Raw genomic sequence first — 24,054 nt, 5'->3', positions numbered from 1 at the left:
CTGCGTGTCCTGCTCCAGCGCGCCCGCAGCCGCTACCGCTGGGACACCCGCCCCACCACTCGGCGGCTGAAGTGATGCCTACTGCCGGTCGCTCTAAACGGGCATGCTGCCGGATCGTGGCCGTTGGTCGGGGCTGGTGGCCGTCAGCCTGGTCCGGGGTCGGCGGGTGAGCTGACGGCACGGGACACACGCACGCCCCGCCTCCGGGCTCCTCGCCCATCCCACCTCGGTGGGGCCAGCGGGCCCCCACGGTTGCCACGCGCCGTCTGCCGTGAGCTGGATGCGATGAGCGGCTTCGGGCTGGGAAGCGGCTCTTCGGCGGCGGGCGTGCCTTGGGCGCGTCCGCCGCTGCGCTAACTTCGGGCAGAGTTTCGGCAAACTGCAGGGCAACCAGCCGTGGTTCCGGTGTGTCGTACTCGGCAGCGTGACAGGGGGTCTTGATCCCCTCCGCGGTCAACCGCTTGATGAGTCAACGGAGTTGATGTGTCCGAACCCGTGTCTGGCATAACCCGGCGTACCGTGGTGGTCGCACTCGCCCTGCTCGCCGCAACCACCAGCGCCATCACGCTGCAGAGGGCGCACGGCGAACCCCCCGGCGCGGTGAGCGTGCGGCGGGACTTCAACGGGGACGGGTACGAGGATCTCGCCGTCGCCGCTCCGTCCGGCACCGTGAACGGCAGGGTCGAGGCCGGTTACGTCGCCGTCCTGTACGGGGCGGCGGACGGGCTCGCTGCCCATGGCAGGAAGGTGTACTCCCAGGCGTCCCCGGGTGTCCCGGGCTCCCCCGAGAAGAGGGACAAGTTCGGATACGGCCTCGACGCCGCCGACCTGGACGGGGACGGGTTCACCGACCTGCTGGTTACGGCCACGGGTGAACGCTGGCAGTACGGCGGCAGCGAACGGGAGGCCGGCCGGACCGTGCTGTGGGGCGGCTCGGGCGGCTTCGCCGCCGGGACGGTGCTGCCGGCCATCGGCAGCAGCAGCTACCAGAACGGCGAGATCGCCACCGGTGACTTCGACGGCGACGGGCACCAGGACCTGGTCCGCAGCGGGCGCGTGGAGCTCGGTCCGTTCACGCGGGACGGCAGTCCCGCCTTGGTCCAGGACGCGGGACTGGTCGACGGGGCAAACGAGTCGGTGAGCGAGCTGGCGGCCGGCGACGTGGACGGCGACGGCATCACCGACCTCGTCGAGCGCGTCATCGAGCACGGCGACAACGACGAGGAGACCTCCCGCCTCTGCCTGCGCTACCTGCGCGGCAGCCAAGACGGCCTGCTGCCGTACACCGTCCTGAAGGACGCGCAGGGCCGCCTGGCCGAGGCGAACGGCGCCGCCCTGGCACTCGGCGACCTCAACGGCGACGGCCGGGCCGACCTCGTCAACGGCTTCGACAGGCTCACGATCTCCTACGGCACCCCGCACGGCCCGGACGCCTCCGCCCCCGTGGTGATCGACCAGGACACCCCCGGCGTACCCGGCACCCAGGAGGCGGGGGACAGCTTCGGCGGCGAGCTGGCCGTGGGGGACGTGGACGGCGACGGCTACGGGGACATCCTGGCCGGCAACGCGTCGGAAGGCGTCGGCACGGTGACACCGACGGGCACCATCGCCGTGGTCCCGGGCGGGCCACACGGGCCGACGGGCGCCGGTACCCAGGTCTTCAGCCAGAACAGCGCCGGCGTCCCCGGCGTCGCCGAGAGAGCCGACGCGTTCGGCTCTGCCCTCGACCTCGTCGACGGAAACGGTGACGGCCGGGCGGAACCCGTCGTGGGGGCGTACGGGGAGAACAGCGGAGACGGTGCCGTGTGGGTGTTCCGCGCCACCTCTGCCGGGGCCACCCCCACGGGTTCCTTCGCCTTCGGCGCCCGCACCCTCGGCACGGTCGTGGACGGAGGCTGGCTCGGCCACACGCTCCCCCACTGATAGCCCAGGTGGCCGACGTGGGCGGCGACGGCCACCCGGACGGGGCGACCGGCGTGCCCGGCGAGAACGCGCCGACGAGATGGGGACCTCGCCGTGGTGATGGTCCCTTAAAGACCGGCGCCGCCGGCCACGGCCCGGCCGGTCCCGCGTTCTGGCGCTTTGGCCGCGACGGCCGCCAGTGCCTCCCGGACGCCATCGGCAACCCCCGCCCCGACACGGCCCCCGCCCGCCATGCCGCAGAGCGGCAGCGCCGTGCCGAGCAGGAAGCGGCCGAACACGAGGCCCGCCGCCCGCGCGGGCTGCGTCTCCTCCTGCTCCCGGCGTTCGCCCTCTCGCTCCCGGCGCTCACCTTCACCCTGTTCGGCCTGGCGCTGTTTCTCGATCGCCCGGTCCTTGCGAGCTCAAAGCGCATGCCGCCCGCGGCACCCGACTCGCGGTCCGCGCTCTTCCCTCCTACCCGCGCCGCCTGGATGTCCTGGAGCAGATGTGGCTCGCGCGCCCGGACGTGACCGTGCACGACTTCTTCCTGCGACCGTCCGCACGGCTGCGGCCCTGCTTCCCGCCGCACCCACCACCCGACCCTGACCGACCCCGTATGGCCGAGGCCCAGGGCCAGGTCAGTGGCAGCCGAATGTTCTTGGAGATCCAGGCGCGCGGCTACCGGGGCAGCCGCCAGGTCGTCCGCAAACACCTCGCCGCCCTGCGGTCGGGCACCGCCGAACCGGTCCGGGCCGACATCCCCAGCCCCCGCAAGATCACTTCCTGGATCATGCGCCCCTGCGAGACCCTCACCGAGAGCCAGGACCAGCGGCTGCTTCAGCTCCGGCTCGCCTACCCGGACATCACCCGCGCCTGCGACCTCGCCGCGCCTTCGCCGATCTGGTCCGCCACCAGCTCGGATACCTGCTGCTGGAGTGGGTCCGCCAAGCCGAGCAGGACGCGCCGAAGCCGATGCAGGGCTTCGCCGGCTTCCTCCGCCAGGACCTCGACGCCGTCACCACCGGCCTCACCCTCCCGGGGGGCTCCGGCGTCGTCGAAGGACACGTGAACCGGGTGAAAAAACTCAAGAGAGCCATGTATGGCCGGGCCTCGTTCGAACTCCTCCGGACCCGCATCCTCACCCAGCTTGAGGGGTAGACACGAAGCGCACGTCGCCCGCCTGGCTGCAGGCACGGTGCACAGGCGCAACGGGGGTGGAGTATGCGACAAGTGGTCAATCTGCAATCCGTTGAGCAGAAGTTACTGCTGCTCGCTCTCTTGTTCGTGATTGGCGGGTCGATCGTCGCAAACCTCTTCGCGTGGGACGTGAAGTGGCAGATACCGCTCATCTATGCGGTTCTCTATGTTCTGCTATCGGTCGCTATTGAGATCCGTGACCGTCAGGCACCTACGGCTTCCACGCATTACCGCACCAGTGACGAGTTCTTCCTGTCGTTCGCACGTCTCGTGCGCACGGCCGAGCGCCATATCTACACAAGCTACGTGCGCAACACACCGCCGCCGAGCTTCCAATCACCGGCCGCGCAGCAGTACTTCAGGACCGCGGCCGACTGGACTCGGCGTAACCCCGGCGCGTCGTTCCACCGCATCATCGGTGTCCCCGCCCAAGAGCCCGGCAAGAGTGCCATGCGCCTGTGGCTACGAGAGCACTATGAGGAGATGCACGGCCTTGCCAACTATCACGCCCGCGTGGTGACTACCAACAGCGGCGTCGACGCGGTCAATATGGCGATCATCGACGACACTACGGTTCTGCTGCTGCTAACCGCGGACGGATCGTTCATGAGCGGACACAGCCTGGAGACGGCTGAAGCCGTCAATTCCTTCAGGGACTACTACAGGTCCTGGTGGGCCTCAGGGGAGCCGTTGGAAAGCTACGCGCAGCGCACCGGCCTCATGGCCTGCAACGACTGAGCTTCACGGAACTGCGGACAGAGCCCTGAATTCGGCCAGAGATGCCCTTCGTCCTCACTCGGTCCAAAAGCGCACGGTATCGGGAGAGCGGGAGCGAGAGCGCAGGGGGCTCATGGCAGGATGCCCTCTCATGAGTTCCGCCGGATGGGGCACGTGCGCGATCGAGATGACCGCTGACCGTGTGATCAGGCGGTTCCCGAAGAGCGACGGCGGCCGGGGCGCGTATGTTCGCCCCAGCCGTGGCCAGAAGACCGGCTACATGATCGAAAGCGTGAAACAGAAATGCTCGGACGCATGTCATCGGGCGACGACCTCGGCCCGCTTGAGCCCTTGCCCTGGATGGTTGTCGGATCCCGTTCGCTGCCCGGCTCCCCGGCCGATGTCATGCGGCGGGGCGTGGCCGTGGGCATCGACATGGTCATCGCCGTCGTCGTCATCCTGGGTCCATTGATCGTCCTCGAGCGGATCCTTGAGGCGGCCTCGGTGGAGGGCGTCTGGCTGCCCTCGGCCGCGGTGTGGTCTCTCGCCTTCCTGCTGCTGTACTCGCCGCTGAGCGTGTCCCGCTGGGGCGGCACGGTGGGCAAGCGAATCCTCGGCATGGAGATTGTCCGGGACGCCGACGGCGGACGTCTCTCGTACGGCGCCGCGCTGGTGCGCCACCTGAGCAACCTCGTGATGGCCGCTGTCCCGGTGTTCGTGGTAGCCAACGGGACGGTTACCAACCTGGACGCGAAGAGGCAGAGCCTGCACGACCGGCTGGTCGACAGCAGGGTGGTCATGCGGGGTCGGTGACGGGGTGGGATCGCCGGGACTGCCAACCGCTGACGACGCAGAGCGTGGGCGCCCACGCCTTCCTCCGGCGTGAGCCAAGAAACCGAAGGCAGTCGCTGAAGCGTGGGGAGATCCACTGAGCAGGTTTGGCCAACCAGATGATCAGTGGTGGCCGAATTCAAGAAGCGCCAACAAGGCGATGGCCTGGGGCGCCGCGCCGTGTGACAGCCTGTTGTCCAAGCCTCGCCGTAGCTGGTTGGCAGGTTGTTCGTCGGGCCTCGTCCGCGCTGCATGAGCCGAACCAACTCGGGGTCTGTTCAGCCAGCCCGGCACCACGGGGCATACGAAACGATCCACCTCGAGCAAACTCCCGCCCAATGAGGTGCCCGGGCTTAGGCATGGCTGTAGATCGTGATTTTGCTCGTGTGGTCCCGCTCCAGCAGGGCGAGTTGACGGGCGAACATGGTCGCGGACCGCGTCGTATCCCGGACAGGGTGTGAAGCGGTCCGACAGCCACGGGAAGTCGGCGTCGCCGATCAGGATCTCCCGACCGGCTCGCCGTCGCCCTGCACGTGCCACACCTCTCCGTCGACCCCCAACTGCGCCTGCTTCGCCCGCTGTCGATCCGCTGTCGGCCCGCATGCCACCGGGCACTGACAAGCGGTCCGGACCTGCCCTCGGACCGGACCGCTCACACCGCGTGCTACTCCTCGCTAGGCCGCTTGGCCCGCCGGGTGGAAGTTGATGCGTTCACTGATGATGGGGAAGCCGGCCTTGGCGAAGTTCGCGGCCATGGGGAAGTTGCCCTGGTCCGTCGCTCCGCTGACGAACTCCGCGCCCTGCTCGACGAGGAAGTGGGTGCACTCCGCGAGGAGGTCGTAGGCGTAGCCGTGACCGCGCTGTTCCGGGACGACTCCGATGAAGCCGATGGTCGGGCCGGAGGGGTTGTGGGCCGGGATGTGGATGCCGGCCAGGTCGCCTGCCGGCGTGTGCGCGACCTGCCACCACTCCCGTGGGGAGGGGCACCAGTGGAAAAAGTCGAGTTCCTCCTCGGCGGCCTGGTCGAGGCCGCCCTCCTCGATGGCCCTGAGCGCGTGGGCGTCCAGGGTGACGGAGTGGATGCGGCGCAACGCGTCGAAGAACACGGTGTCGTCGGGTTCGGCACTGAAGCGCAGGCGTCCGGGCCGCTCGGGCAGACCTCGCTCCGGAGTCCAGCGGTATAGGAAGCGTTCCACCAGGAGTTCGTACCCGGCGGCTCGTGCGGCGGCGAAGCGCGCCTCGGGGGCAGCGCGGAGCCCGCTGGTCTGCGTGCAGCAGCCGAGTTCGGTCAAGTGGTGCTGGCCCCGCTGCCCTTCGGGGCGGGGGCAGGGGTGGCACGGGAACTGCGGGCGGCCCTGGACGGCAAAGTGCTGATCGACTGTTCCAATCCGGTGGGGCCGGGCTTCCGGCTGCTGACACAGAGCGGCCTGTCGGCCGCGCAGCAACTGGCCGCGGCGGCACCGGCAGCTCATGTGATCAAGGCATTCAATCTCTGCCACGAGGACGTGTGGCGCATGGCGCCGCCCATCTTCGACGGGCGGCGACTGGCCGTTCCTGTAGGGTCTCGCCGCCGATGACATGTCGATCTTCTGTGACCTGCTGGTTCTCTGTTGTCTCACCGCGATGCCACCAAGATCAGTCTCAGATCGATGCCATTTCCTCGGCGGAACGATGAGTCTGCGGCTGAGCCACCGAGCACGAGGACTACATGCGAGCTCAGATCGCGCACCGATGAGTTTCCCGCGCCGCGCCGGTCTGTACGCGTGAGACCGACTCACGGAAGGCTGGCGCCATGCGGAAACTGATCTACGGCATGAACCTGACCCTGGACGGCTACATCGCCGCGCCCGGCGACGACATCGGCTGGAGCGTGCCGAGCGACGAGCTGTTCCAGTTTTGGTCCGACCAGTTGCAGGCGACCGACCTGACGCTGTACGGGCGCAAGCTGTGGCAGACGATGAGCTCCTACTGGCCGACCGGCGACCAGCAGCCCAACGCCACCCCGGCGGAGATCGAGTTCGCGCGCCGCTGGCGGAACATGTCGAAGGTGGTGTTCTCCTCGACGATCGACAAGGTCGACTGGAACACCCGCCTGGTCACCGGCGACGCGGTCGCCGAGATCACCCGGCTCAAGGCCGAGGACGGCGGCCCGATGGACATCGGCGGCGCGACGCTCGCCGGGGCGGCCATGCGGGCCGGGCTGATTGACGAGTACGTGCTGGCCACCGCGCCGGTCCTGGTGGGCGGCGGCACGCCGTTCTTCAACGCGCTGGACAGCTGGGTGAACCTGAACCTGGTGGAGACGCGGACGCTTCCCTGCGGCGTGATCCTGACCAGGTACGAGACGAGGCGCTGAGCGCCCGTCACGCGACTCGACCGCCTGCCGGGTCCACGCGAACGTGAACGCCACCACTGGGGTGGACAGCCGGCAGTGCGGCTTCACATCCACCACTACCGGACCCTGCTCAGTGGTCAAGATTTGACGTGCTCCCTGGCCTAAAGTCCAGGGATTCCGGCCTGGGTCGTCTGACCCTTCCGGGGGCTTCCTGCTTCACCGCGCTGTGCGGGCACGGGTGCCCGTCTTACCGGCGCTCCACAGGCGTTTGGCGTCTCCGCCCGTCCGGCGGCGACGATACGGCGTCCTTCGAAGAGGACGTTGCGGGCTGCGTTGTGGTCGCGGTCGTGCACGGTACCGCACGCGCCGCACGTCCACTCCCGGACCTGGAGGGGCTTGGGGCCGTCCCGGAAACCGCAGGCCGAGCAGACCTGCGAGGACGCAAAAGCACGGTCCACCTTGGCGAAGGTGCGGCCGTGCTTGACCGCCTTGTACTCCAGCATGCCGACGAACGCGGACCATCCCGCGTCGTGTACGGACTTGGCGAGCCGGGTGCGGCCGAGACCGGACACCGCCAGGTCTTCCACGTACACCGCTTGGTTGTCGCGGATGATCTGCGTGGATGCCTTGTGGTGCCAGTCCCGGCGCCGGTCGGCCACCTTGGCGTGCCGGCGTGCGACCTTGATGCGGGCCTTGGCCCGGTTCTTCGATCCCGTGGCCTTACGGGACAGCTCCCGCTGAAGGCGCTTGAGTTTCTTCTCGGCCCGGCGCAGGAAGCGCGGGGCGCTGATCTTCGTCCCGTCGGACAGGACCGCGAAGGCGGACAGCCCGAGGTCGATACCGGCGTCGGCGTCCAGCTCGGGGAGGATGTCCGGCTCGGTGTCCACGACGAAGCTGAGGAAGTACCGGCCGGAGCTGTCCTTGGTGACGGTCAGGGACGTGGGTGCGGCCGGAAGCCGGCGGGACCACGTGACCTTGAGGTTGCCGACCTTGGCCACATACACCGTGCCGTCGCCGGGGAGGGAGAAGGCGTTGGTGTTGAGGCGGATCGCCTGCCGGGTGTCCTTCTTCGACTTGTACCGGGGCGGCCCGACCTTGCGACCCTGCCGCTTGCCCTTGACCGAGTCGAAGAAGTTCTTGTAGGCGGTGTCCAGGTCCCGCAGGGACTGTTGCAGGACGACCGCCGACACGTCGGCGAGCCAGGCGCGTTCCCCGGTGCGCTTGGCCTGGGTGATGCGCAGTCGGGACAGCTCGGCCGACGTCACGTACGGCAGCCCCGCCGTGTGCGCTTCCTTCCGGTCGCGCAGGCAGTCGTTCCACACCACGCGGGCGCACCCGAACGCACTCGCCAGCGCACGGCGCTGCAAGGCGTCCGGGTAGGCCCGGTAGTTGTAGCGGAGCCGCATGACCAAGACCCTAATACGATTGGTCTCATGGATGGACAGAACGACTATAGGCGTGGCAGGCACGTTGTTTCGGCGATGCAGGTGCATTTGGTCTTCGTGACGAAGTACCGGCGCGGCGTGTTCAACGACGAGATGCTGACACGCTGCGAGGACTTTGAGGCCGAGCTGAAGGAGTTCAACGGCGAACGAGATCACGTCCACCTGCTGATCAACTACCCGCCCAAGGTCGCCGTCTCCAAGCTGGTCAACAGCCTCAAGGGGGTCTCCGCTCGCCGGATACGGCAGGAGTTCACCGGCCGGATCAACCACGCCATCATGCACGGGCACCTGTGGTCACCCTCGTACTTCTCCGCATCGTGCGGCGGAGCACCGTTGGCGATCGTCCGCCAGTACATCGAGCAGCAACAACGTCCGCTCTGACGTGCACGTCAGAGCAGTCTTGAGATGCATTCATCCCCGGCGTGAACGCCGGGGCTTTCTGCAAGAGTCCCGGTAATCCGGGATGTGCTTGCGGGCCTGCCCCTCCACAACGGCCTTCAGCAGGAAAGGCTGGGCCACGATGCCGCGTACGGACGGATCGAAGTCGGCAAAGAGCAACCGCGACAGTTCCAAGCGCGACTCGTAGATCACGTGGTCACGCATCGTCGCTGACCAGTAGATACCCGAGTAGTGCTTCTGGCCCTTGTACCAACGGAACGTCCGCTACGGACAAGCCGACTGCAGAAGGTCGACAGGTGCCGTACCCCAGTCCCGGACCTCCACAAGAGCACCACGCTGCTGACGGATACTCACCGTCGCCGTGACACTGTTCATCGCGCACCCCCGCCCCACGGGCAACGATCCGTACAGCCAAGGGTGTCAGCCAGGCACTGACGGGCGGAGCGGGCCGGAACCCCGCCACCCGAAAGGGTGAGAACCCCGACCAGCGAGTCTCACGAAGACGGCATAAGTGCCGCCGATGTGCCATCGGAGATGAGACTGTGCCGCGAAATCTGAGACCCTACAGTTCCGGTCTGCGGAGACGACGAGACAGCACTTGCGTGCGTACGCGCGTTGGTGCGGGATGTCGGCTGTGAGCCCGTGGCCGGCGGCGGCCTTGAACGAGCCGGACTCCTGGAGGCGACCGCCGCACTCTTCATCGGGCTATGGGTCGGCGAGGGAGCCGATGCCCAAGCGATCGCACCTCCACTGGCGTATGCGGCCGGACCGAGACACGAGGAGGCAGAAGACGCCGAGAGGGCTTTCCGTTAGGAGTTCTAAGTCCAGAAGCGTCTCCAGGCCGCCTTGGTGGAAGCGACCGAATCCGAGAATACGGTTCCTCTCATCTCCCTGTCACATCTCGCCGGGTCGCGCTGTCAATGGTTTGTAACTGCCATCAGAGGAATGGGAGGTCGTCTTGGGTACTCCTCGGGACTTCGGCGACTGCTGTGTCGGTACATATCCGAGGCGCGTCAGCACGACAGGCCAAGCGGTACCGAACGACTCTCCATGGTGGAACCCGCACCGCGTCGAAGGCCGAGACCCGGACGGTGACGCGGGCCGAGACCCAAGGCATGCCGCGGGTCGTATTCCAAGCCGAGAGCAAGAGGCACCGATGGCTGCTTTCGCTGTGCCACAGCACTTAGGGCAGCCGGGAAGCGGGCCGGGTCATGGCGAACGCGCCCTTCACGCACGGGTCGCCGTTCCGCGGTAAAGACGCTTCATTCGGCGCTCTGAACTCCGCCGCCTCCGGTGAACGCGTCATCATGCGCGACTTCGGGGTGCCGAACTGAACCGGCGGCTCGCGGGGACCGTCGAATTCCGAGAGCAGTCGCCACTCGGTACGTCGCGGTGCCATCGACGCACCGAGCCATTCCATTCACTAGGAGAATTCTCCATGTCCTCGATCCGCAAACGTGGTATCAACCGCAAGACCGCCGTTGCCGCCGTTGTCCCCCTTGTCCTGGGGGCGTTCGCCGCCACCAGCGCACTGGCCGCTCCCGCTCAGTCCGAGTCCACTCCGAAGTGGCCGCTGGTCCTAGAGCAGGACGCCAAGGTGTTCGCCGACGCCGCGGCCAAGGCCCCGCCCATCTACACGCTGTCCCCCGCCGACGCCCGCAAGGCCCTGGAGGACGCCCAGTCCGGTCCGATCGACAAGCTGCCGACCGACATCAGCCACCGCACCCTGAAGGTCGGACCGACCGGAACGGTCGACATCCGCATCGTTCGCCCCAAGGGGGTCACCGGCAAACTCCCGGCCGTCATGTACATCCACGGTGGTGGCTGGGTCCTGGGGAGCGAAAACACCCACGACCGGCTGGTGCGCGAGATCGCAAACGGAGCCCGCGCCGCGGTGATCTTCGTCAACTACACCCCCTCGCCTGAAGCCCGCTTCCCCGTCGCGATCGAACAGGCCTACGCCGCCACCAAGTGGGTGGCCGAGCACGGCAGGGCCATCAACGTCGACGGCTCCCGGCTCGCCATCGTCGGCGACAGCGTCGGCGGCAACATGACCGCCGCCGTCACCCTCATGGCCAAGCAGCGCGGCGGCCCGGAGCTCGACGGCCAGGTGCTCATGTACCCCGTCACCAACGCCGACTTCAACACCGACTCATACCGCACCTTCGCCAACGGCCCCTGGCTCACCCGCAAGGCCATGCAGTGGTTCTGGGACAACTACGCCCCGAACAAGAAGGACCGCAAGAACATCCTCGCGTCTCCGCTGCGGGCCAGCCTCAACCAGCTCAAGGGACTGCCCAACGCGCTGCTCATCACCGACGAGGGAGACGTGCTGCGCGACGAGGGCGAGGCCTACGCCGCCAAGCTCCGTGCCGCCGGCAACGACATCACCACCGTCCGCTACCAGGGCACCATCCACGACTTCGCCATGCTCAACGCCGTAGCAAAGACCAACGCCACCAAGGCTGCCATCAAGCAGGTCAACGAATACCTCTACAACGACCTGCACGGCCACTCCTGATCCACCCGGCGGCCTCGGCCCCCGGCCGCAGACCGCGAGCAGACCGGGAACGGCGCCCCCTGCGGGGCGCCGTTCTAGTACTCCAGCCGGACTTCTGGATTTTCCCTGGTCAACGGCCTGGCAGCGGGTGTGCGGCGGTCGTGGGACGGTCTTTCCGGTCCGTCCCGCGAACGTGTGCCCGCGCCACATGCAATGACAGCGCCCCGAGCAGTCCGTAGTCGTGATCAATGACATGCCGACGAGCGTGTGGGAGCAAGAACTCGAAGAACTCTCCCTACGGACCGGGGCTCGCTTCGCCCGGGTGGAAGCCCGGCGTCGGATGCGGGACTACGTGCGCGGGCTGCTCAGCCCCGTAGACCGCAAAAACGGCTGGCAACTCGCCAAGTACGCCGGCCACGCCACCCCCGACGGCCTGCAGCACCTGCTGTCCCGCAGTGCGTCCAGGGGCTCGGTCGGTGACTCGGTCGACTGTGAGGGTGACATCACCGCCGCAGCAGTGGCCTGACTCCTGCTTACGACTGACCCTTCGGGTGTCCTGGGGGGTCTGTTCAGCAAACGACCCTGTCTCACATTCGGTGGTAGCGGAGCGTGAGGTTACCCGAGGAGGATGCGGTGGCGGAGGAGGGTGAAGCGTGCCCGCCCGTACATTTGCCTCGCGATCAGTTTGGTCTTGGTGTTGACGCCTTCGGTGGGTCCGTTGCTGTACGGGAGTGTGAGCGCGGCGATGACGGCGTCGCGGTCTCGCTCCAGGCCGCGGGTGAAGGCATGCAGGTGGGGTAGGTCGGCCGCGCGGACTTCGGCGATCCAGTGCGCGAGAGCAGCGACATTGTCTGGGTGAGGCGTCAAGAGTTGGGCGAAGGCCCCGATGTGGATGGCGAGTTGGGTCATCTCGGGGCAGGCGGCGGTGAGCCGGCCCAGGACGTCATGATGTTCGGCTTTGAGGTTGTCGGGCCTGGTGAGCAGCATCCGGGTGAGTCTGCGCGGTGAGACGTGGCTGCGGTCGGCGTCCGCGCGGCCCGGGCGCATTCGAGCAGGCCCACGCCTTGGTCGAGCAGGTCGTGGACCTGGTGCCAGCGTTCCAGGGTGGTCTGTGCACGGGGCCCGTCGTACAGGGGCGCGTCCAGTACGGTGGCCCAGCAGCTGCTGTGCGCCTTCATCTCGCTCAGGGCGGCTTCGCACAGGTTGTGCCACAAATGCCAGCGATCAGCGATCAGCGACCTGCACCGCGTCGGGCAGGGCCCGGCGGATGGCCTCGGCGTAGGTCGCGGAGCCGTCCCGGCACACGACCTCGACGCCCGGATGAGTGCGCAGCCACGCTTCCAGCGTGTCGGCGGTGCGGTCGGGCAACACGTCGATCCGCTTGTGGGTTTCTGCGTCGATCACCACGGTGGCGTAGCGGTGACGCCGGCGCAGAGCAAAATCGTCAACGCCGATCACGCGAGGCACCCGCCCTGCGAGCAGCGGGATGCGCAGCAGGGCGCGCAACGCCGTGTGACGAGACAAGCCCACCGCGGGTATCGCCAGCACACGGGCCCCAGCCCGACCCGCTAACTCCTTGACCACAGCCTTGACTTGGCTGGTCAGGCGGGCGGTGCGTCGCTGGTATCGCTCCAGCACTCCGGGCACCTGCTCGCGGAAGGTGTGTCGGCAGCCGCGCGTGGGACACACCAGGCGCCGCACCCGCACGCGGACCACCACACGCCGCCCATCGACCGGCACATCGGCAACGGTCCGCAGGTGATAGCCGTGCACCCGGGCCGTCTCAGCCCCGCAGCCCGGACACGCAGCCGGACCGTCGGGCGTCCGCGCCCGCACCCAGATCCGCTCCCCCTCGTCGACCACATCCTCGACAGTCAAGGGACCCAGCCCCGAAAACACCGTACTCACAAGCTCGTTGACATTCCACACACGATGTCAACGAGCCCAGTGACGCTCCGCTACCACCGAATGTGAGACAGGGCCGAAGACCGTACAGACCCTTTGAGGACGATGGGACGGGGATGACCGAGTGCATGCGGTGGCTGGACCGCGGTATGCGTTGGTCAAAGATGGGGTGTGACGCCGGTAGTCCGTCTCGCGCCGTAGCCCGGGGCGGCGTGGAGACGGACCGTATATGTCCGGCTGGGCCGGGCGTCCTGGCTCAGCCGAACATGCCGACCTTGTAGCTGCCGGCCGGCTGCTGGGTGATGATGTTGAAGCGGTTGTAGGCGTTGATGATGCCGATCTGGAAGGTCAGGGCGGTGAGCTGGTCCTCGTCGAAGTGCTTGGCGACGTTCGCCCAGGCCTCGTCGGTGACCCCGCCGGCCGCGTCCGCGGTGCGGGTGGCCTGCTCGGTCAGCTCCAGCACGGCGCGCTCGGCCTCGGTGAAGACCGTCGCCTCCCGCCAGGCGGCGATCAGGTTGAGCCGCACCGAGTCCTCCCCGTGGTGGGCGGCCTCCTTGGTGTGCATGTCGGTGCAGAAGCCGCAACCGTTGATCTGGCTGGAGCGGATCTCCACCAGATGCTGAATGGTGGCCGGCAGCGTCGATTCCTGCAGCACCTTGCCGGCCGCGAGGAAGTGCTTCATGATCTTGCCCCCGACGGGGTTACCGAAGTAGTTGAGACGTGCTTCCATGACAATCTCCATGCCCGACTAGCAGATACGCACTACTGACCGGACCGCTCGACGGAATGTGACACCGATGCGGGTGTGACGTGCGTCTCATCTACTCCCCTCGAAGTCCTGGCAGGTCAACGCCGCGTGGTGCTCACCTGCAACCTCGGCGCCGACCTCGACGCCTGGCTCCGCCTCCTCACCCCGCACGACCAGGACGACCTGGCCGACGCCGAACCCGACACCATGCGCTTCCGCCTCCACCACTAACGCTGCCCTTGCCGAAAACCTCATCCGCCCAGGTGGGAGCCGGTGTGCGGGATGCGCGGGGTCTCGAGCGTGGACGCTCGGATCGGTACTCTCGCGCGCCTGGCGATCACCCCGGCATGATGGCCGGTCGTGCTGCTGCGACTGGCTTACCTGGCCGTGACGAACGCGTTCGCCATGCTGCGCCTGCTGCCCACGAGCGACCGGGACAAGGACACAGAGATCCTCGCCCTGCGCCATCAGATCACCGTCTTGGAGCGCCAACTCGGGGGCGAGAAGGTTCGGTTCTCCCCGAGCGATCGCGCGTTCCTGGCGGCGTTGCTGCACCGCCTGCCCTCGCAGGTGCTGCGCAGGATACGGCTGGTGGTGCGTTTGGACACGGTGCTGCGCCGGCACCGCAATCTGGTCGCCCGCCGCCACGCTGCCCGGTCCCGGCCCAAGCGCCCGGGAAGACCGCGGACCGTGCGCTCCATCCGGCTGCTGGTGCTGCGGCTCGCCCGCGAGAACCCCAACGGAGGATATCGCCGCATCCACGGCGAACTCCTCGTCCCGGGCGTCACTGTGGCTGCCTCCACATCCGGGACCGGGACGAGAAGTTTCCCGCCCTGTTCGATACCGTCCTCAACGATGCAGGGATCGCGGTGGTACTCAGCGGAGTACGGATGCCGCGCATGAACTCGATCATGGAACGGTGGGTGCAGACCTGCCGGCGCGAGCCACTGGACCGCACCCTGATCTGGAACCAACGACACCTGCTCCACGCGCTAGGCGAGTTCGAAGACTTCTACGACTCCCACCGGCCTCACCAGGGCATCGCCAATGCCCGCCCGCTGCGCCCCTTGCCGATGCCGGTCACCGATCCGGAGCAGATCACCCACCTCGAGACACGACGACGCCAACGACTCGGCGGCGTCCTCCACGAGTACCAACACGCCGCCTGAACTGGACGGATGAGGTTTTCGGCAGACGCAGGGCTGAGCAGGGAGGGGGGCCGGCCCTCATAGAGTCAGGTCAGTAGGCCACCCTCTCGAGATCGAGGTGGTAGGAGCGCAGCTTGCGGTAGAGCGTTGAGCGGGAGATCCCCAGGTCGCGGGCGGCGAGCTTCTTGTTCCCGTCGGCCCGCTGCAGCGCGCTGACGATGGCCCGCAGCTCCACATCCGCCAGGTACGGCAGGGGCTGCCGTGAGGGGTGCGGCAAGTCGGACGGCAGATCCGCCAGCGTGATGTCGCCCGTGCGCCGCTGCGCGGCGGCCGAGCGGATCACGAGGTCGAGCTGCCGGATGTTGCCGGGCCAGGGGGCCCTGGCCAACGCCTGCACGACCTCGGGGCGGCAGCGCAGCAGCTCGCCGCCGCACCGGCGCAAGAGCCGCCCGATCAGGTCGGGGATGTCCGGGCGTCGTTCGTGCAACGCCGGCAGCTCGATGCGGTGGACTGCCAGCCTCTCGACGTGTGGCCCGAGCACCGGCTGGGCGCGTGCAGGCGACGTCGTCGTGCCGATGAGCCGGAGCGACTCCCGCGGGTCATGTTCGTCGAGCAGGGCCGCCAGCGCCAGAGCGACCTCGGCGGGGAGGACCTCAAGGTGGGTGAGCACCAGGGTTCCCGGCCCGGGCCGCCCCAGCAGCACCTGGACGCGCCGCAGCCAGGCGCCGGGGCCGTCCATTGCGGCGAGTGCGGCATTGAGTATGTGCAGCGCCCCGTCCGGCTGCGTCAACTCATGAAGTGCACGCGCCAGTTCGCTCTTCCCGGTCCCCGCCTCACCGGAGATCAGTACCGGTTGGTCATCCGCCGGCACACGCGCGGCCCGGGCCATCGCGTGCCGCCAAGGGGCGCTGGTGCCGCCCAGGCGGTGCAGCAGCCGCTGCTCGGCACTCGCCGTGGCAGGCCCTGGATCACCGGTCCGTCTGCGCCGCTCCGAGCGTGGCGACGCCAGTTCCACCAGCGCCCCGGCGACCTGGTCACCGTCTGACACGGGGCGGGCATGCAGATCCAGCACCCGGCCGGACTCGGTCAGCCAGGTTTCCTCCGCCACTCCCCGCTCGGCGATGGCCCGCGCTGCCAGCTCCCACAGCGCCCCGTGGCTGATGCCTTCCACCAGCCGAGCCGCCGCAGGCGTGGAGATGACCGTGTGCTCGTTGACGGCCAGCAGTGCGCGGTTGGCCCTGCGGCTGGCCGAGGCAAAGGCATCCAGCAGCCAGCGCTCTCTCGAAGAGGCCGTCGCCAGGATGCGCTCCTGGACAGCCTGACAGGTCTCCTCCACGAACGCCAGCATCAGCGGGCTGGCGTCCTCGGCTGGGCACAGGAAGGTGAGCACCGCGACGGCCCATGGCGCGCCGGAGTGCCCGAATGGGGCGCCGGACGCTGGTGCGACGTCTTCGAGATTCGCGACTGGAAGATCCAGCGCTGCTTCATCTACCTGGATCCCGACTACGCAGGCAAGGACACCGGGCGCTACTCCTGGCTCGCCGAACTGGCCTGAGCCACTGCCGCACTCCACAGCCCGACGACGGGTTCAGGGAATCTGCGCCGGTGATGCACAGGGCGCAAGGAAGGGCGGTCCGGCTCAGTCGGGCCGCCCTTCCCGCTCCTGTCTCATACGGTGTCAACGCATTGAGGCGGCGGCGTGCATCTCCCACATCAGGACCTCTGCGCCATCCGGGCCGCCGGTGAGGCGCTGGCCCTCCGAGCCGGTGACACGCACCGCGTCGCCTTCGGCCAGCAGCCCTGCGCCCTCCAGGTCGGCTGTGTCACGCGCGATGAACAGGTGGGCGAAGGGAGCGGTGGAGATCTCCAGGGTTTCCGCCGGGCGGATGCGGGCGACCTGCAGGGTGGCGTGCTTCTGGTGCCGATCGCCCGCTGGTTGCTTGCTTCGGCATACCGGAGGCGAGGAACAGCTCGCCCGCCCGGGCGTCCGGGGACAACCCCGGGCGGGCAAGTTCCTACCGATCCATCACGCCGCCGCCGGACGGTCCAGTGCGACCGACAGCGCTGCACGGAACGGCCGAGCCACCCCCCAGGGCCCGCGGCAGTTACCGGCGCGAGGCCCGTCGACGGAGGAATCAGGGCGACCAGACGGACGCCCAGGCCCTATTGCGGCGGCGTCGGGGTGTCCGGGCCGTGGAACATCGCCTGGAGATCCAGCTCCAGCTTGATCCGCGGCCCCACCACGGCGATACCGCGAGCCAGCATCGAGCGCCAGTTGAGGGTGAAATCGTCTCGATGCAGCTCGGCCGTGGCCAGAGCGGCGCAGCGCAACTCCTGCCCATAGCCTCCGTTGACCATGCCCAGGTAGGTCGTGTCCAGCTGCACGGACCTGCTGACGCCGTGCATGGTCAGCACGCCCTGCACCGTCCACTTGGCGCCGTGCCGGTGCACGAAGCTCCCGCTGGCGAAGTGGATGTCGGGGTACTTGGCCACGTCGAGGAAGTCGGGCGAGCGCAGGTGGTTGTCCCTGGTCCTGTTGCCGGTGGTGATACTGGCCGCGTCGATGGAGACCTCGACGTACGAGTCCGCCATGTCTTCACCAATCTTGATGTCACCGTCGAACCGAGCGAAGCGGCCGTGCACATGCGCCATGCCCACGTGCTGCGCGACGAATCGAATGGCGGTGTGCGGAGGGTCGAACACCCAACTCCCAGGCACCGGAAGCTCCTTGACCGGGGAGGACTTCAGGTGGAGCTGCCCCAGGTCATGGTGTGACCCGACGGCCACCGCGCAGGTCATACGGACCGGCTCCAGGGTGTCGGCCGTCACCAGGACCGTATATTCGCCGGGCGGAAGCATGGTGACAAACCGTCCGAACGGATCGGTGGTGGAGGTTACCGTCACGGAGCGGGTGACACCGTCGGTCACCGTGATCGTTGCGCCGTGCAGCGGCATGCCTATCGGGTCCACGACCTCGCAACTGATAAGTCCTGCGCCACGCGGGAGCGTTGGGAGCAGGGCTGCAGAGCTGGCCTTCTTGTGCTTTCGACCGAACAGGATAGTCATGACGTCGTCCTCTTGAGGCGGAGCGTGGTTGCCGCATCGTTTCACGTTCAACCAACGTGAAGGGGCGGTTGGGTGATGAAGTCGCTGGACCTCTGCACTTCCTCCGCAATTCCGACGCCGGCCCGAGATATTGGGTGCGATGAGTGATTGTTGCCGTACCCAACTTGAGGGCGGTGTTTTCGCTCGTCTGGCATCGAGGTGGCGGGCCCGTGGGGGCGGCGGCCTGCCGTGTGGCCCCTCCCGCGGTGGTCGTGGATGCCGTCGGCGGCTGGGCTGCTGGAGCGATGCAGGCGCCGGTGTGGTGCGAGAGACGGGTCTGACTCGCAGGCATCGTTGAACGTTGTACTATGTGCCGGGCCGGGTGATGTTGAGCGATCAACCATGGTCTGTGCCGGGTAGCTGTAACACCAATAGGACGAAAACTGTCATGGGCATATTCAGCCGCAATCGGAACAACGACACCAACGGAACGGAGACCGCAACCGTGGCCGCAACCGTCAAGCTCGCCATTGTCTACTACTCCTCAACCGGCTTCAGCGCCGAGATCGCCAAGGAGATCAACGACGCCGCCGAGAAGGCCGGCGCCGAGGTCCGCCTGCTGAAGGCGGCCGAGCTCGCTCCGGAGGCCGCCATCGCCTCCAATGAAGCCTGGGCCGCTCACGCCGCCGCGAGCGCCGGCATCCCCGAGGCGACTCCGAGTGACATCGAGTGGGCGGACGCCGTGATCTTCGGCACGCCGACCCGCTTCGGCAACATCTCCTCGCAGCTGAAGCAGTTCATCGACACCCTCGGCGGCCTGTGGGCCCAGGGCAAGCTGGCCAACAAGGTGTACAGCGGCTTTGTGACCACTGCCACCACTCACGGCGGTCAGGAGTCCACCCTGCTCGCCCTGTACAACTCCATCCACCACTTCGGTGGCCTGATCGTCAGCCCCGGCTACACCGACCCGGTCAAGTTCGTCGACGGCAACCCCTACGGCACGTCCCACGTCGACGCCCAGGGCAACAACCCCATCGGTGACCAGACCCGCAACGCCGCCCGCCACCAGGCCGAACGCGTTGTTCAGGTCGCCGCCGCCCTCAAGGCCGGCCTCGCCTCCTGACTCCACCCTCAAGGCATCCCAGGGAACGGCGCGTCCGCGGAAACCATCCGCGGGCGCGCCGTTCCGTGTCGTCCGGGCGCGCGTCGAACCCGCGCGCAGGGTCTGTACGGTCAACGGCCCTGTCTCACATTCGGTGGTAGCAGAGCGTCACTGGGCTCGTTGACATCGTGTGTGGAATGTCAACGAGCTTGTGGGGTTGTTGGGGTTGTTGGGGTTCAGCGTCGGGCGGGTCGTCGTCGGGCCGGTACAGGCGGATGCTGCCGTGTACTTCAACTGGGCAGCAGACGGAAGTTCAGCAGCTCGGTCAAGGCGAAGCCCACGCAGCCTGGCGCCGTGAGTGTCGACGTAGTTCAACTCGATCTCAGGTCCGTGCAGTGCCGCAGCAGGCCCTCGAACATCGTCGCGACCCCGGAGCATGTGCGTTCGATGCTGGATCGGGCGCTGGTTGTGCCGGGCTGGGCCCCGGCGCTGAACGGGCCGGCCGCCATCCGGGCTGGTCGCGGTCTGTTCAGCCCCTGGGTGATGGGTGTGGTGTCAGCGGCCGGGGAACCGCTGGGTGATTTCCTGAAGGACCCAGCCGTTGCCGTCGGGGTCGCTGAAGGTGGCGTAGGAGCAGTAGGTGGCGCGGTCGGGGTGTGGGCCGGCGAGGCGCTTTTGGCCCGGGAGCTGGTGGGTGACGTCTCCGGCGTCGTGGCCGTGGTACAGCACTCCGTGGGCGTCGTGGAACACCTCGCTGACTTCGATGCCGCGGCCGGTGAGCTCCGCGCGGGCCTCCTCGATGTCGGAGACGACGAGGTACAGGCCCTGGGTGGAGCCGGGGGCGGCGGCGGTGAGCCCGGTGCCGAAGATGATCGAGCACTCGGATCCGGGCGGCGTGAAGTGCACCGCGCGCCAGTCCTCACTGGCGTCGACGTCCAGGTCCAGGCGGAATCCCGCCTTCTCGTAGAAGGCCTTGGCCCGGTCGACGTCGGAGACGGGCAGCACGATGAGTTCGAGCTTCAGATCCATGTCGGTGTCTTTCTTTCGTGATGTCGGTGAGTCGCGGCAGCCGCGAGTCACCGGTTCCATGGGTGTCCGAGTCGGCGAAGCGACAGGTGTCGCCCACCGGCTGGGTGATGTGATCGGGATGGTGTCCGCCATCCCGGGTGAGGGAAAACCGTGATCGGGACCTGCGCTTCGCACCGTGCAGCGGTTGTTCTGGTCGGTCCCTTTGGGGAGTCACGGTGATGGGGGCATGCGCTGTCGGCCGGCGCAGGTGACGCTGACCGCGAAGCGCTTGTTCACTGGTCCGCTCCGCGAGCGGGCGGCCCAGTCGTCGAAGGCCTTCGGCCGTGCTTGCAAAGCGGGTTGCAGCGTTTGCTTTCCACGCGGCCTCCGGCGCGGGTGGTGCATCATCTCGCGGTGGAAGAGGGGCTGGTGACAGGGGTGGATGTCCTCGGGTGGGTGTCCTCGGCGCTGTGACGCGGCCAGCCGATGGTCTGCGCGCCGCCCCGTCCTCGTCGGGCTGGCCGGCTACGCGCTTGGCTTGGTGTAGTCGAGCTCGAACGCCGAGCGGTGTTCAGTGAGGAACTCCTCGACCGTCGTGAGCGGCTGCCCGTTGATGCGCGGGGCCGTGTCACTGATGCCTGCCAGGCGGCCCTCCTGCTGGTCGAGGGTCACAGCCTCGAAGTGCTTGAGCTTGGCCATGTCGTGCCCGATACCGAGCATCTCGAGGAAGGTGGCCACGGTGACCTGCTCGAACGGAAGGTCCTTGCCCAGCACCCGGCCGACCTCGGCCGCGAGCTCTTCGTGGCTGTATTCCACAGGGCCCGTAAGGGCGTAGATCTGCCCACCGTGCTCTTCGGGCGAGGCGAAGATGTTGGCAGCAGTCAGCGCGATGTCGCGGCCGGCGATCGGGGCAAAGCGGCTCTCCTTGTCGAACGGCATCACGTAGCGGCCGTAGCGGATCAGCCCGGAGATGTAGAGCAGCCACTGCATGAAGAACGTGACCCTCAGGTGAGTGGTGGGGACTCCCGACCAGTCGAAGATCTGCTCGGAGAGCCAGTGGTTCTGCGTGGTCTTGCTGCGTGCGTGGGGACGGGACTGGAAGTGCGACATGTTCACGATGAGCTCGAGGTCCTGCTCCTTGGCGGCCTGCGCGAACATGACTGCGGCCTCCACCAGTCCCTCGCCGATCGGGTAGTTGAAGTAGGCGCGCTGGACGCCCTCCATGGCCTTACGAACGTCGCGGAAGTTGAGCAGGTCGCCGAATACGACTTCGGCGCCCTTGTCACGCAGTCGCTGTGCCCGCTCGTCGTCCGTGCGGACCATGGCGCGCACGTGGAAGCCTTCCGTGAGCAGGTACTCGACCATCGGCCGGCCGGTCTCGCCGTTGGCTGTCGTGATCAGAATCGTGGTCATTGTTTCTTCCTTCATTGCTTTGCTGGTGTTGCTGGTGCAGGAGGGCCTGGCCTCCTGGCGCTGTGCCCCCTTCGAAGGGCCACAGACAGCGGGAGCGCAAAAGTGGACTGGATGCGGTGCGCCTCTCCGGCAGGGACGAGGGTCCCTGTCCGGACCCGGGCCACTGCGTCGCCCACGGGCCGTGCAGGAGGGGGCGGTCGCGAGCACGCGCTCTGCCGGTGCAGGCTCGGGATCTCCTGCGCGACCCGGGCGAGGTTCCGTGTCCGGAGATCCGTCACGTACCGAGGAAGGTGTTGACGTCGGCGGCGAACTCCTTGTGGTACTGGAAGAGGAATCCGTGGGCGGCGTCGGGGTAGATCTTGATCTGTGCGTCGGGCAGCAGGCCGGCAAGCAGGTAGGAGTACCGTGGCGGGATCATCGGGTCGCTGTCACCGTTGGCGACGAACACCGGCTGCGTGATGGCCTGCAGCCGCTCGAGCATGGCGTGGCCCGGGATGCCCCACTCGGCCACCGCGTCGTACTGGGCCTGGCGGGTGTGCCAGCTCGTGGGCTCGTCGCGTTTCTCGGTCCGCTCTGTGTAGATGCGGCCCAGGAGGGCCTGGCCCGCTTCCAGCCCTGCAGAGGTGCGGGTGAAGAAGACCTCCAGGTAGCCCTCCGCGGATGGTTCCCGTCCGCCGACTGCCGCGATGACGTCCGCACGCCAGCCGTGTATCCCGGCGGCGCCCCGCGGCGCGGCGGAGGCTAGGACGATTCGGTTGACCAGGTCCGGGCGGTGCAGTGCGATCTCCTGGACGACGAAGCTGCCGAGGGAGAAGCCGAGCAGCTCGACCTTGTCCAGGCCCAGCGCGTCGATGAACGCGATGGCGTCGTCGGCCATGGCGGCGACCGTGTTCGGGGTGCGCCCACTGGTGGCGCCGACGCCGGTGTTGTCGAACGTGATCACCCGGCGCTCCTGCGCCAGCGCGTCGATGAGCGCCGGGTCCCAGTTGTCCAGATTTCCACGGAAGTGCTGCAGCAGCACCAGGGGCAGCGCGTCAGTACCTGAACCCACGCTGCGGTAGGCGTACACGACGCCGTTGCCCGCGCTCACGGTCAGCGTCTCGATGGTCGAGTAGGTACTCATCTGAAACCTCCACGGGTGGATGTCACTGCCGGCGGCCGGGCCGCGCCTGCAAATAGATTATGGGCGACATCTAAAAAGGGCAAGGGCCGCCACCCCCAGGCAGGCGGCGCACGATCAGCCGCTCGCCGACAGGGCCTCATGTGCGGCATGGAGGATCTTGTCGGACAGCGGGGAGCCATGCGTGGCCCGAGCGAGGAGAAGGGCCCCCACCATGGTGGCCAGGCGGACCAGACCATCGTCTTCACCCTCGACGGCGAGCCACTCGGCGAAGTCACGCACCCCGTCGGCGTACACCCGATGCGCCGCCGAGTCCCCCGCGTCACGGGCCATGTCGACGGCGAGCCCGGCGGAGGGGCAGCCGTCGGCGGCGTCGTCACGATGCCCGGCCGACAGGTACCAGTCGATCAGCGCCTGACGGGCGGCGTTGCGCTGCCCACCGTGCTCATCGCCCGCCTGCGTGCGACGCCCCTCCAGCTCGGCAAAGGCTCGGGCGGTGGCCTCACCGACCAGCGCATCCTTGGAGGCGAACTGCTTGTAGAACCCGCCATGGGTCAATCCGGCCGCCTGCATCACGTCGGCGACGCTTATGCCGGTGCCCTTTTCTCGAAACAGCCGGGCGGCGGTGGCTACCACGCGCTGCCGGTTCTCCTGCGCCTGAGCCTGCGATACACGTCCCATCGGATGCCCCTCATTCAATTAGATTTCGAGTGTCACCTATTTTAGGGTGCTTCCGGCCGACGCGGGCCCGGCACCGCACAGCCCGTCGGACTCCATGCCGCCGCCCGAGCGCGGGGTTATCCGGGGGCGTCGTCGGTGTCCCCGTCGAAGGTGCGCCGGCACCGGGGGTTGGTGTCCATCTGGATCCCGGCGTGGAGGGGCAAAGGGTGGCGGGTGCGATGTTCCCAGGCCAGTGCGTGGTTGCACAGCCGGACGGTGGTCAGGGCCCAGGGAAGACATCGTGACCGTCGGGGCGGTGGATCACTGCGATACCGGCGGCGATGAGCGTGTCCCAGGTCCCGGCCTGCTCCCCCGCTTTTGTGCACTGCCGCCGTCCTAGTTGCGGCCCGCTGTGGCGAACGGGCTCTTGCCGTCCACCTGGTTCGGGCGGCTGCAGAGCATGAACGCTGTGCCGCTGTCGTCGAGGTGGAAGGGGGGCGTTGCTGGCCTTGTCGATGTCCTTGGTGTTGCCGTCGGCGTCGATCTCATGGAAGAGCGCGGGCAGACGGGCTCTCGGCC

At 67.8% G+C, this 24,054-nt stretch carries 22 protein-coding genes and 6 pseudogenes; 15 read left to right on the top strand and 13 right to left on the bottom strand.

The window, feature by feature from the left end:
• Positions 1-495: 495 nt before the first annotated feature.
• From ACFV7R_RS44225 to ACFV7R_RS44205, 5 genes are all read left to right on the top strand, one after another.
• Positions 496-1,923: an FG-GAP repeat domain-containing protein gene (locus tag ACFV7R_RS44225; protein WP_385275615.1), complete on the top strand. Its 1,428-nt coding sequence runs from the start codon at positions 496-498 to the stop codon at positions 1,921-1,923.
• 8 nt (positions 1,924-1,931) lie between these two features.
• The gene (locus tag ACFV7R_RS44220; protein WP_385275612.1) at positions 1,932-2,432 is read left to right on the top strand and encodes a hypothetical protein; all 501 of its coding nucleotides are present in this window, start codon (positions 1,932-1,934) and stop codon (positions 2,430-2,432) included.
• Positions 2,433-2,685: 253 nt separating this feature from the next.
• Positions 2,686-3,060: a transposase gene (locus tag ACFV7R_RS44215; RefSeq protein ID WP_385275624.1), complete on the top strand. Its 375-nt coding sequence runs from the start codon at positions 2,686-2,688 to the stop codon at positions 3,058-3,060.
• A gap of 72 nt (positions 3,061-3,132) precedes the next feature.
• Positions 3,133-3,837, top strand: coding sequence for a hypothetical protein (locus tag ACFV7R_RS44210; protein ID WP_385275609.1), 705 nt, complete (start codon positions 3,133-3,135; stop codon positions 3,835-3,837).
• A 294-nt stretch (positions 3,838-4,131) separates the two neighbouring features.
• A complete protein-coding gene (locus tag ACFV7R_RS44205) occupies positions 4,132-4,629 on the top strand; it encodes an RDD family protein (protein ID WP_385275606.1) in 498 nt (165 codons plus the stop codon).
• Positions 4,630-5,321: 692 nt separating this feature from the next.
• Here ACFV7R_RS44205 and ACFV7R_RS44200 read toward each other — a convergent pair.
• A pseudogene (locus ACFV7R_RS44200) lies at positions 5,322-5,903 on the bottom strand (GNAT family N-acetyltransferase); the annotation flags it as partial.
• Positions 5,904-5,912: 9 nt separating this feature from the next.
• On the opposite strand from ACFV7R_RS44200, the pseudogene ACFV7R_RS44195 reads away from it, so the two are divergent.
• Positions 5,913-6,206 (top strand): annotated as a pseudogene (locus tag ACFV7R_RS44195) (NADP oxidoreductase); the annotation flags it as partial.
• 233 nt (positions 6,207-6,439) lie between these two features.
• On the top strand, positions 6,440-7,003 hold the full coding sequence (locus tag ACFV7R_RS44190) for a dihydrofolate reductase family protein (RefSeq protein ID WP_385275603.1): 564 nt from the start codon (positions 6,440-6,442) through the stop codon (positions 7,001-7,003).
• A gap of 140 nt (positions 7,004-7,143) precedes the next feature.
• Here ACFV7R_RS44190 and ACFV7R_RS44185 read toward each other — a convergent pair whose 3' ends face one another.
• Complete coding sequence (locus tag ACFV7R_RS44185; RefSeq protein WP_385275600.1) at positions 7,144-8,388, bottom strand: RNA-guided endonuclease InsQ/TnpB family protein; 1,245 nt, start codon at positions 8,386-8,388, stop codon at positions 7,144-7,146.
• Between the two features lie 27 nt (positions 8,389-8,415).
• Here ACFV7R_RS44185 and tnpA point away from each other — a divergent pair, with 27 nt between their 5' ends.
• Positions 8,416-8,808, top strand: a complete 393-nt coding sequence (gene tnpA, locus ACFV7R_RS44180; protein ID WP_385275597.1) for an IS200/IS605 family transposase — start codon at positions 8,416-8,418, stop codon at positions 8,806-8,808.
• A gap of 30 nt (positions 8,809-8,838) precedes the next feature.
• Here the strand turns inward: tnpA and ACFV7R_RS44175 are convergent.
• Positions 8,839-9,078 (bottom strand): annotated as a pseudogene (locus ACFV7R_RS44175) (hypothetical protein); the annotation flags it as partial.
• Positions 9,079-9,393: 315 nt separating this feature from the next.
• Here ACFV7R_RS44175 and ACFV7R_RS44170 point away from each other — a divergent pair.
• The 3 genes and pseudogenes from ACFV7R_RS44170 to ACFV7R_RS44160 all read left to right on the top strand — a co-directional run.
• Positions 9,394-9,639, top strand: a pseudogene (locus ACFV7R_RS44170) (NADP oxidoreductase); the annotation flags it as partial.
• A 625-nt stretch (positions 9,640-10,264) separates the two neighbouring features.
• Positions 10,265-11,347, top strand: a complete 1,083-nt coding sequence (locus ACFV7R_RS44165) for an alpha/beta hydrolase (protein ID WP_385275594.1) — start codon at positions 10,265-10,267, stop codon at positions 11,345-11,347.
• 232 nt (positions 11,348-11,579) lie between these two features.
• Positions 11,580-11,852, top strand: coding sequence for a hypothetical protein (locus ACFV7R_RS44160; protein WP_385275591.1), 273 nt, complete (start codon positions 11,580-11,582; stop codon positions 11,850-11,852).
• A gap of 89 nt (positions 11,853-11,941) precedes the next feature.
• Here the strand turns inward: ACFV7R_RS44160 and ACFV7R_RS44155 are convergent.
• Both ACFV7R_RS44155 and ACFV7R_RS44150 read right to left on the bottom strand, forming a co-directional pair.
• Positions 11,942-13,225 (bottom strand): annotated as a pseudogene (locus tag ACFV7R_RS44155) (ISL3 family transposase).
• A gap of 262 nt (positions 13,226-13,487) precedes the next feature.
• The gene (locus ACFV7R_RS44150; RefSeq protein ID WP_385275588.1) at positions 13,488-13,961 is read right to left on the bottom strand and encodes a carboxymuconolactone decarboxylase family protein; all 474 of its coding nucleotides are present in this window, start codon (positions 13,959-13,961) and stop codon (positions 13,488-13,490) included.
• Between the two features lie 126 nt (positions 13,962-14,087).
• Here ACFV7R_RS44150 and ACFV7R_RS44145 point away from each other — a divergent pair, with 126 nt between their 5' ends.
• Both ACFV7R_RS44145 and ACFV7R_RS44140 read left to right on the top strand, forming a co-directional pair.
• Entirely contained in the window at positions 14,088-14,210 is a 123-nt protein-coding gene (locus ACFV7R_RS44145; protein ID WP_385275585.1) for a hypothetical protein, read from the top strand.
• Positions 14,211-14,339: 129 nt separating this feature from the next.
• A pseudogene (locus tag ACFV7R_RS44140) lies at positions 14,340-15,148 on the top strand (integrase core domain-containing protein).
• A 70-nt stretch (positions 15,149-15,218) separates the two neighbouring features.
• On the opposite strand, the gene ACFV7R_RS44135 reads toward ACFV7R_RS44140, so the two are convergent.
• Positions 15,219-16,517, bottom strand: coding sequence for a helix-turn-helix domain-containing protein (locus ACFV7R_RS44135; protein ID WP_385275582.1), 1,299 nt, complete (start codon positions 16,515-16,517; stop codon positions 15,219-15,221).
• Between the two features lie 24 nt (positions 16,518-16,541).
• On the opposite strand from ACFV7R_RS44135, the gene ACFV7R_RS44130 reads away from it, so the two are divergent.
• Complete coding sequence (locus ACFV7R_RS44130; RefSeq protein ID WP_385275579.1) at positions 16,542-16,682, top strand: hypothetical protein; 141 nt, start codon at positions 16,542-16,544, stop codon at positions 16,680-16,682.
• A gap of 123 nt (positions 16,683-16,805) precedes the next feature.
• Here the strand turns inward: ACFV7R_RS44130 and ACFV7R_RS44125 are convergent, their stop codons facing one another.
• Both ACFV7R_RS44125 and ACFV7R_RS44120 read right to left on the bottom strand, forming a co-directional pair.
• Complete coding sequence (locus ACFV7R_RS44125; RefSeq protein WP_385275576.1) at positions 16,806-17,138, bottom strand: hypothetical protein; 333 nt, start codon at positions 17,136-17,138, stop codon at positions 16,806-16,808.
• A gap of 152 nt (positions 17,139-17,290) precedes the next feature.
• On the bottom strand, positions 17,291-18,193 hold the full coding sequence (locus tag ACFV7R_RS44120; protein ID WP_385275621.1) for a YceI family protein: 903 nt from the start codon (positions 18,191-18,193) through the stop codon (positions 17,291-17,293).
• A gap of 484 nt (positions 18,194-18,677) precedes the next feature.
• Between ACFV7R_RS44120 and wrbA the strand changes: the two genes are divergently transcribed.
• Positions 18,678-19,295 carry an NAD(P)H:quinone oxidoreductase gene (gene wrbA / locus ACFV7R_RS44115; RefSeq protein ID WP_385275618.1) on the top strand — a complete coding sequence of 206 codons (618 nt, stop codon included), beginning with the start codon at positions 18,678-18,680 and terminating at the stop codon, positions 19,293-19,295.
• Between the two features lie 534 nt (positions 19,296-19,829).
• On the opposite strand, the gene ACFV7R_RS44110 is transcribed toward wrbA, so the two are convergent.
• The 5 genes from ACFV7R_RS44110 to ACFV7R_RS44090 all read right to left on the bottom strand — a co-directional run bounded on the left by ACFV7R_RS44110 (position 19,830) and on the right by ACFV7R_RS44090 (position 23,861).
• The gene (locus ACFV7R_RS44110; RefSeq protein WP_385275573.1) at positions 19,830-20,303 is read right to left on the bottom strand and encodes a VOC family protein; all 474 of its coding nucleotides are present in this window, start codon (positions 20,301-20,303) and stop codon (positions 19,830-19,832) included.
• A 504-nt stretch (positions 20,304-20,807) separates the two neighbouring features.
• Positions 20,808-21,695 (bottom strand): NmrA family NAD(P)-binding protein, encoded by an 888-nt coding sequence (locus ACFV7R_RS44105; RefSeq protein ID WP_385275570.1) that lies wholly within the window; start codon positions 21,693-21,695, stop codon positions 20,808-20,810.
• A gap of 274 nt (positions 21,696-21,969) precedes the next feature.
• Positions 21,970-22,818 carry an alpha/beta fold hydrolase gene (locus ACFV7R_RS44100; RefSeq protein ID WP_385275567.1) on the bottom strand — a complete coding sequence of 283 codons (849 nt, stop codon included), beginning with the start codon at positions 22,816-22,818 and terminating at the stop codon, positions 21,970-21,972.
• 114 nt (positions 22,819-22,932) lie between these two features.
• Positions 22,933-23,496, bottom strand: a complete 564-nt coding sequence (locus ACFV7R_RS44095; protein WP_385275564.1) for a TetR/AcrR family transcriptional regulator — start codon at positions 23,494-23,496, stop codon at positions 22,933-22,935.
• 116 nt (positions 23,497-23,612) lie between these two features.
• Positions 23,613-23,861, bottom strand: a complete 249-nt coding sequence (locus ACFV7R_RS44090) for an RNaseH domain-containing protein (protein WP_385275561.1) — start codon at positions 23,859-23,861, stop codon at positions 23,613-23,615.
• Between the last annotated feature and the right edge of the window lie 193 nt (positions 23,862-24,054).

The organism is Streptomyces sp. NPDC059866, from assembly GCF_042731325.1.
Classification (GTDB): Bacteria; Actinomycetota; Actinomycetes; order Streptomycetales; family Streptomycetaceae; genus Streptomyces; species Streptomyces flavusporus.
Note: the sequence above shows the minus strand (reverse complement) of the source record. Positions and strands in the feature narration are given on the sequence as shown.

Bases quoted from the DNA above. Each gene is read 5' to 3' on its own strand.
- ACFV7R_RS44205 (WP_385275606.1), top strand. From the start codon at position 4,132: ATGTCATCGGGCGACGACCTCGGCCCGCTTGAGCCCTTGCCCTGGATG.
- ACFV7R_RS44190 (WP_385275603.1), top strand. From the start codon at position 6,440: ATGCGGAAACTGATCTACGGCATGAACCTGACCCTGGACGGCTACATC.
- ACFV7R_RS44185 (WP_385275600.1), bottom strand. From the start codon at position 8,388: ATGCGGCTCCGCTACAACTACCGGGCCTACCCGGACGCCTTGCAGCGC.
- tnpA (WP_385275597.1), top strand. From the start codon at position 8,416: ATGGATGGACAGAACGACTATAGGCGTGGCAGGCACGTTGTTTCGGCG.
- ACFV7R_RS44165 (WP_385275594.1), top strand. From the start codon at position 10,265: ATGTCCTCGATCCGCAAACGTGGTATCAACCGCAAGACCGCCGTTGCC.
- ACFV7R_RS44160 (WP_385275591.1), top strand. From the start codon at position 11,580: ATGCCGACGAGCGTGTGGGAGCAAGAACTCGAAGAACTCTCCCTACGG.
- ACFV7R_RS44150 (WP_385275588.1), bottom strand. From the start codon at position 13,961: ATGGAAGCACGTCTCAACTACTTCGGTAACCCCGTCGGGGGCAAGATC.
- ACFV7R_RS44120 (WP_385275621.1), bottom strand. From the start codon at position 18,193: ATGACTATCCTGTTCGGTCGAAAGCACAAGAAGGCCAGCTCTGCAGCC.
- ACFV7R_RS44110 (WP_385275573.1), bottom strand. From the start codon at position 20,303: ATGGATCTGAAGCTCGAACTCATCGTGCTGCCCGTCTCCGACGTCGAC.
- ACFV7R_RS44105 (WP_385275570.1), bottom strand. From the start codon at position 21,695: ATGACCACGATTCTGATCACGACAGCCAACGGCGAGACCGGCCGGCCG.
- ACFV7R_RS44100 (WP_385275567.1), bottom strand. From the start codon at position 22,818: ATGAGTACCTACTCGACCATCGAGACGCTGACCGTGAGCGCGGGCAAC.
- ACFV7R_RS44095 (WP_385275564.1), bottom strand. From the start codon at position 23,496: ATGGGACGTGTATCGCAGGCTCAGGCGCAGGAGAACCGGCAGCGCGTG.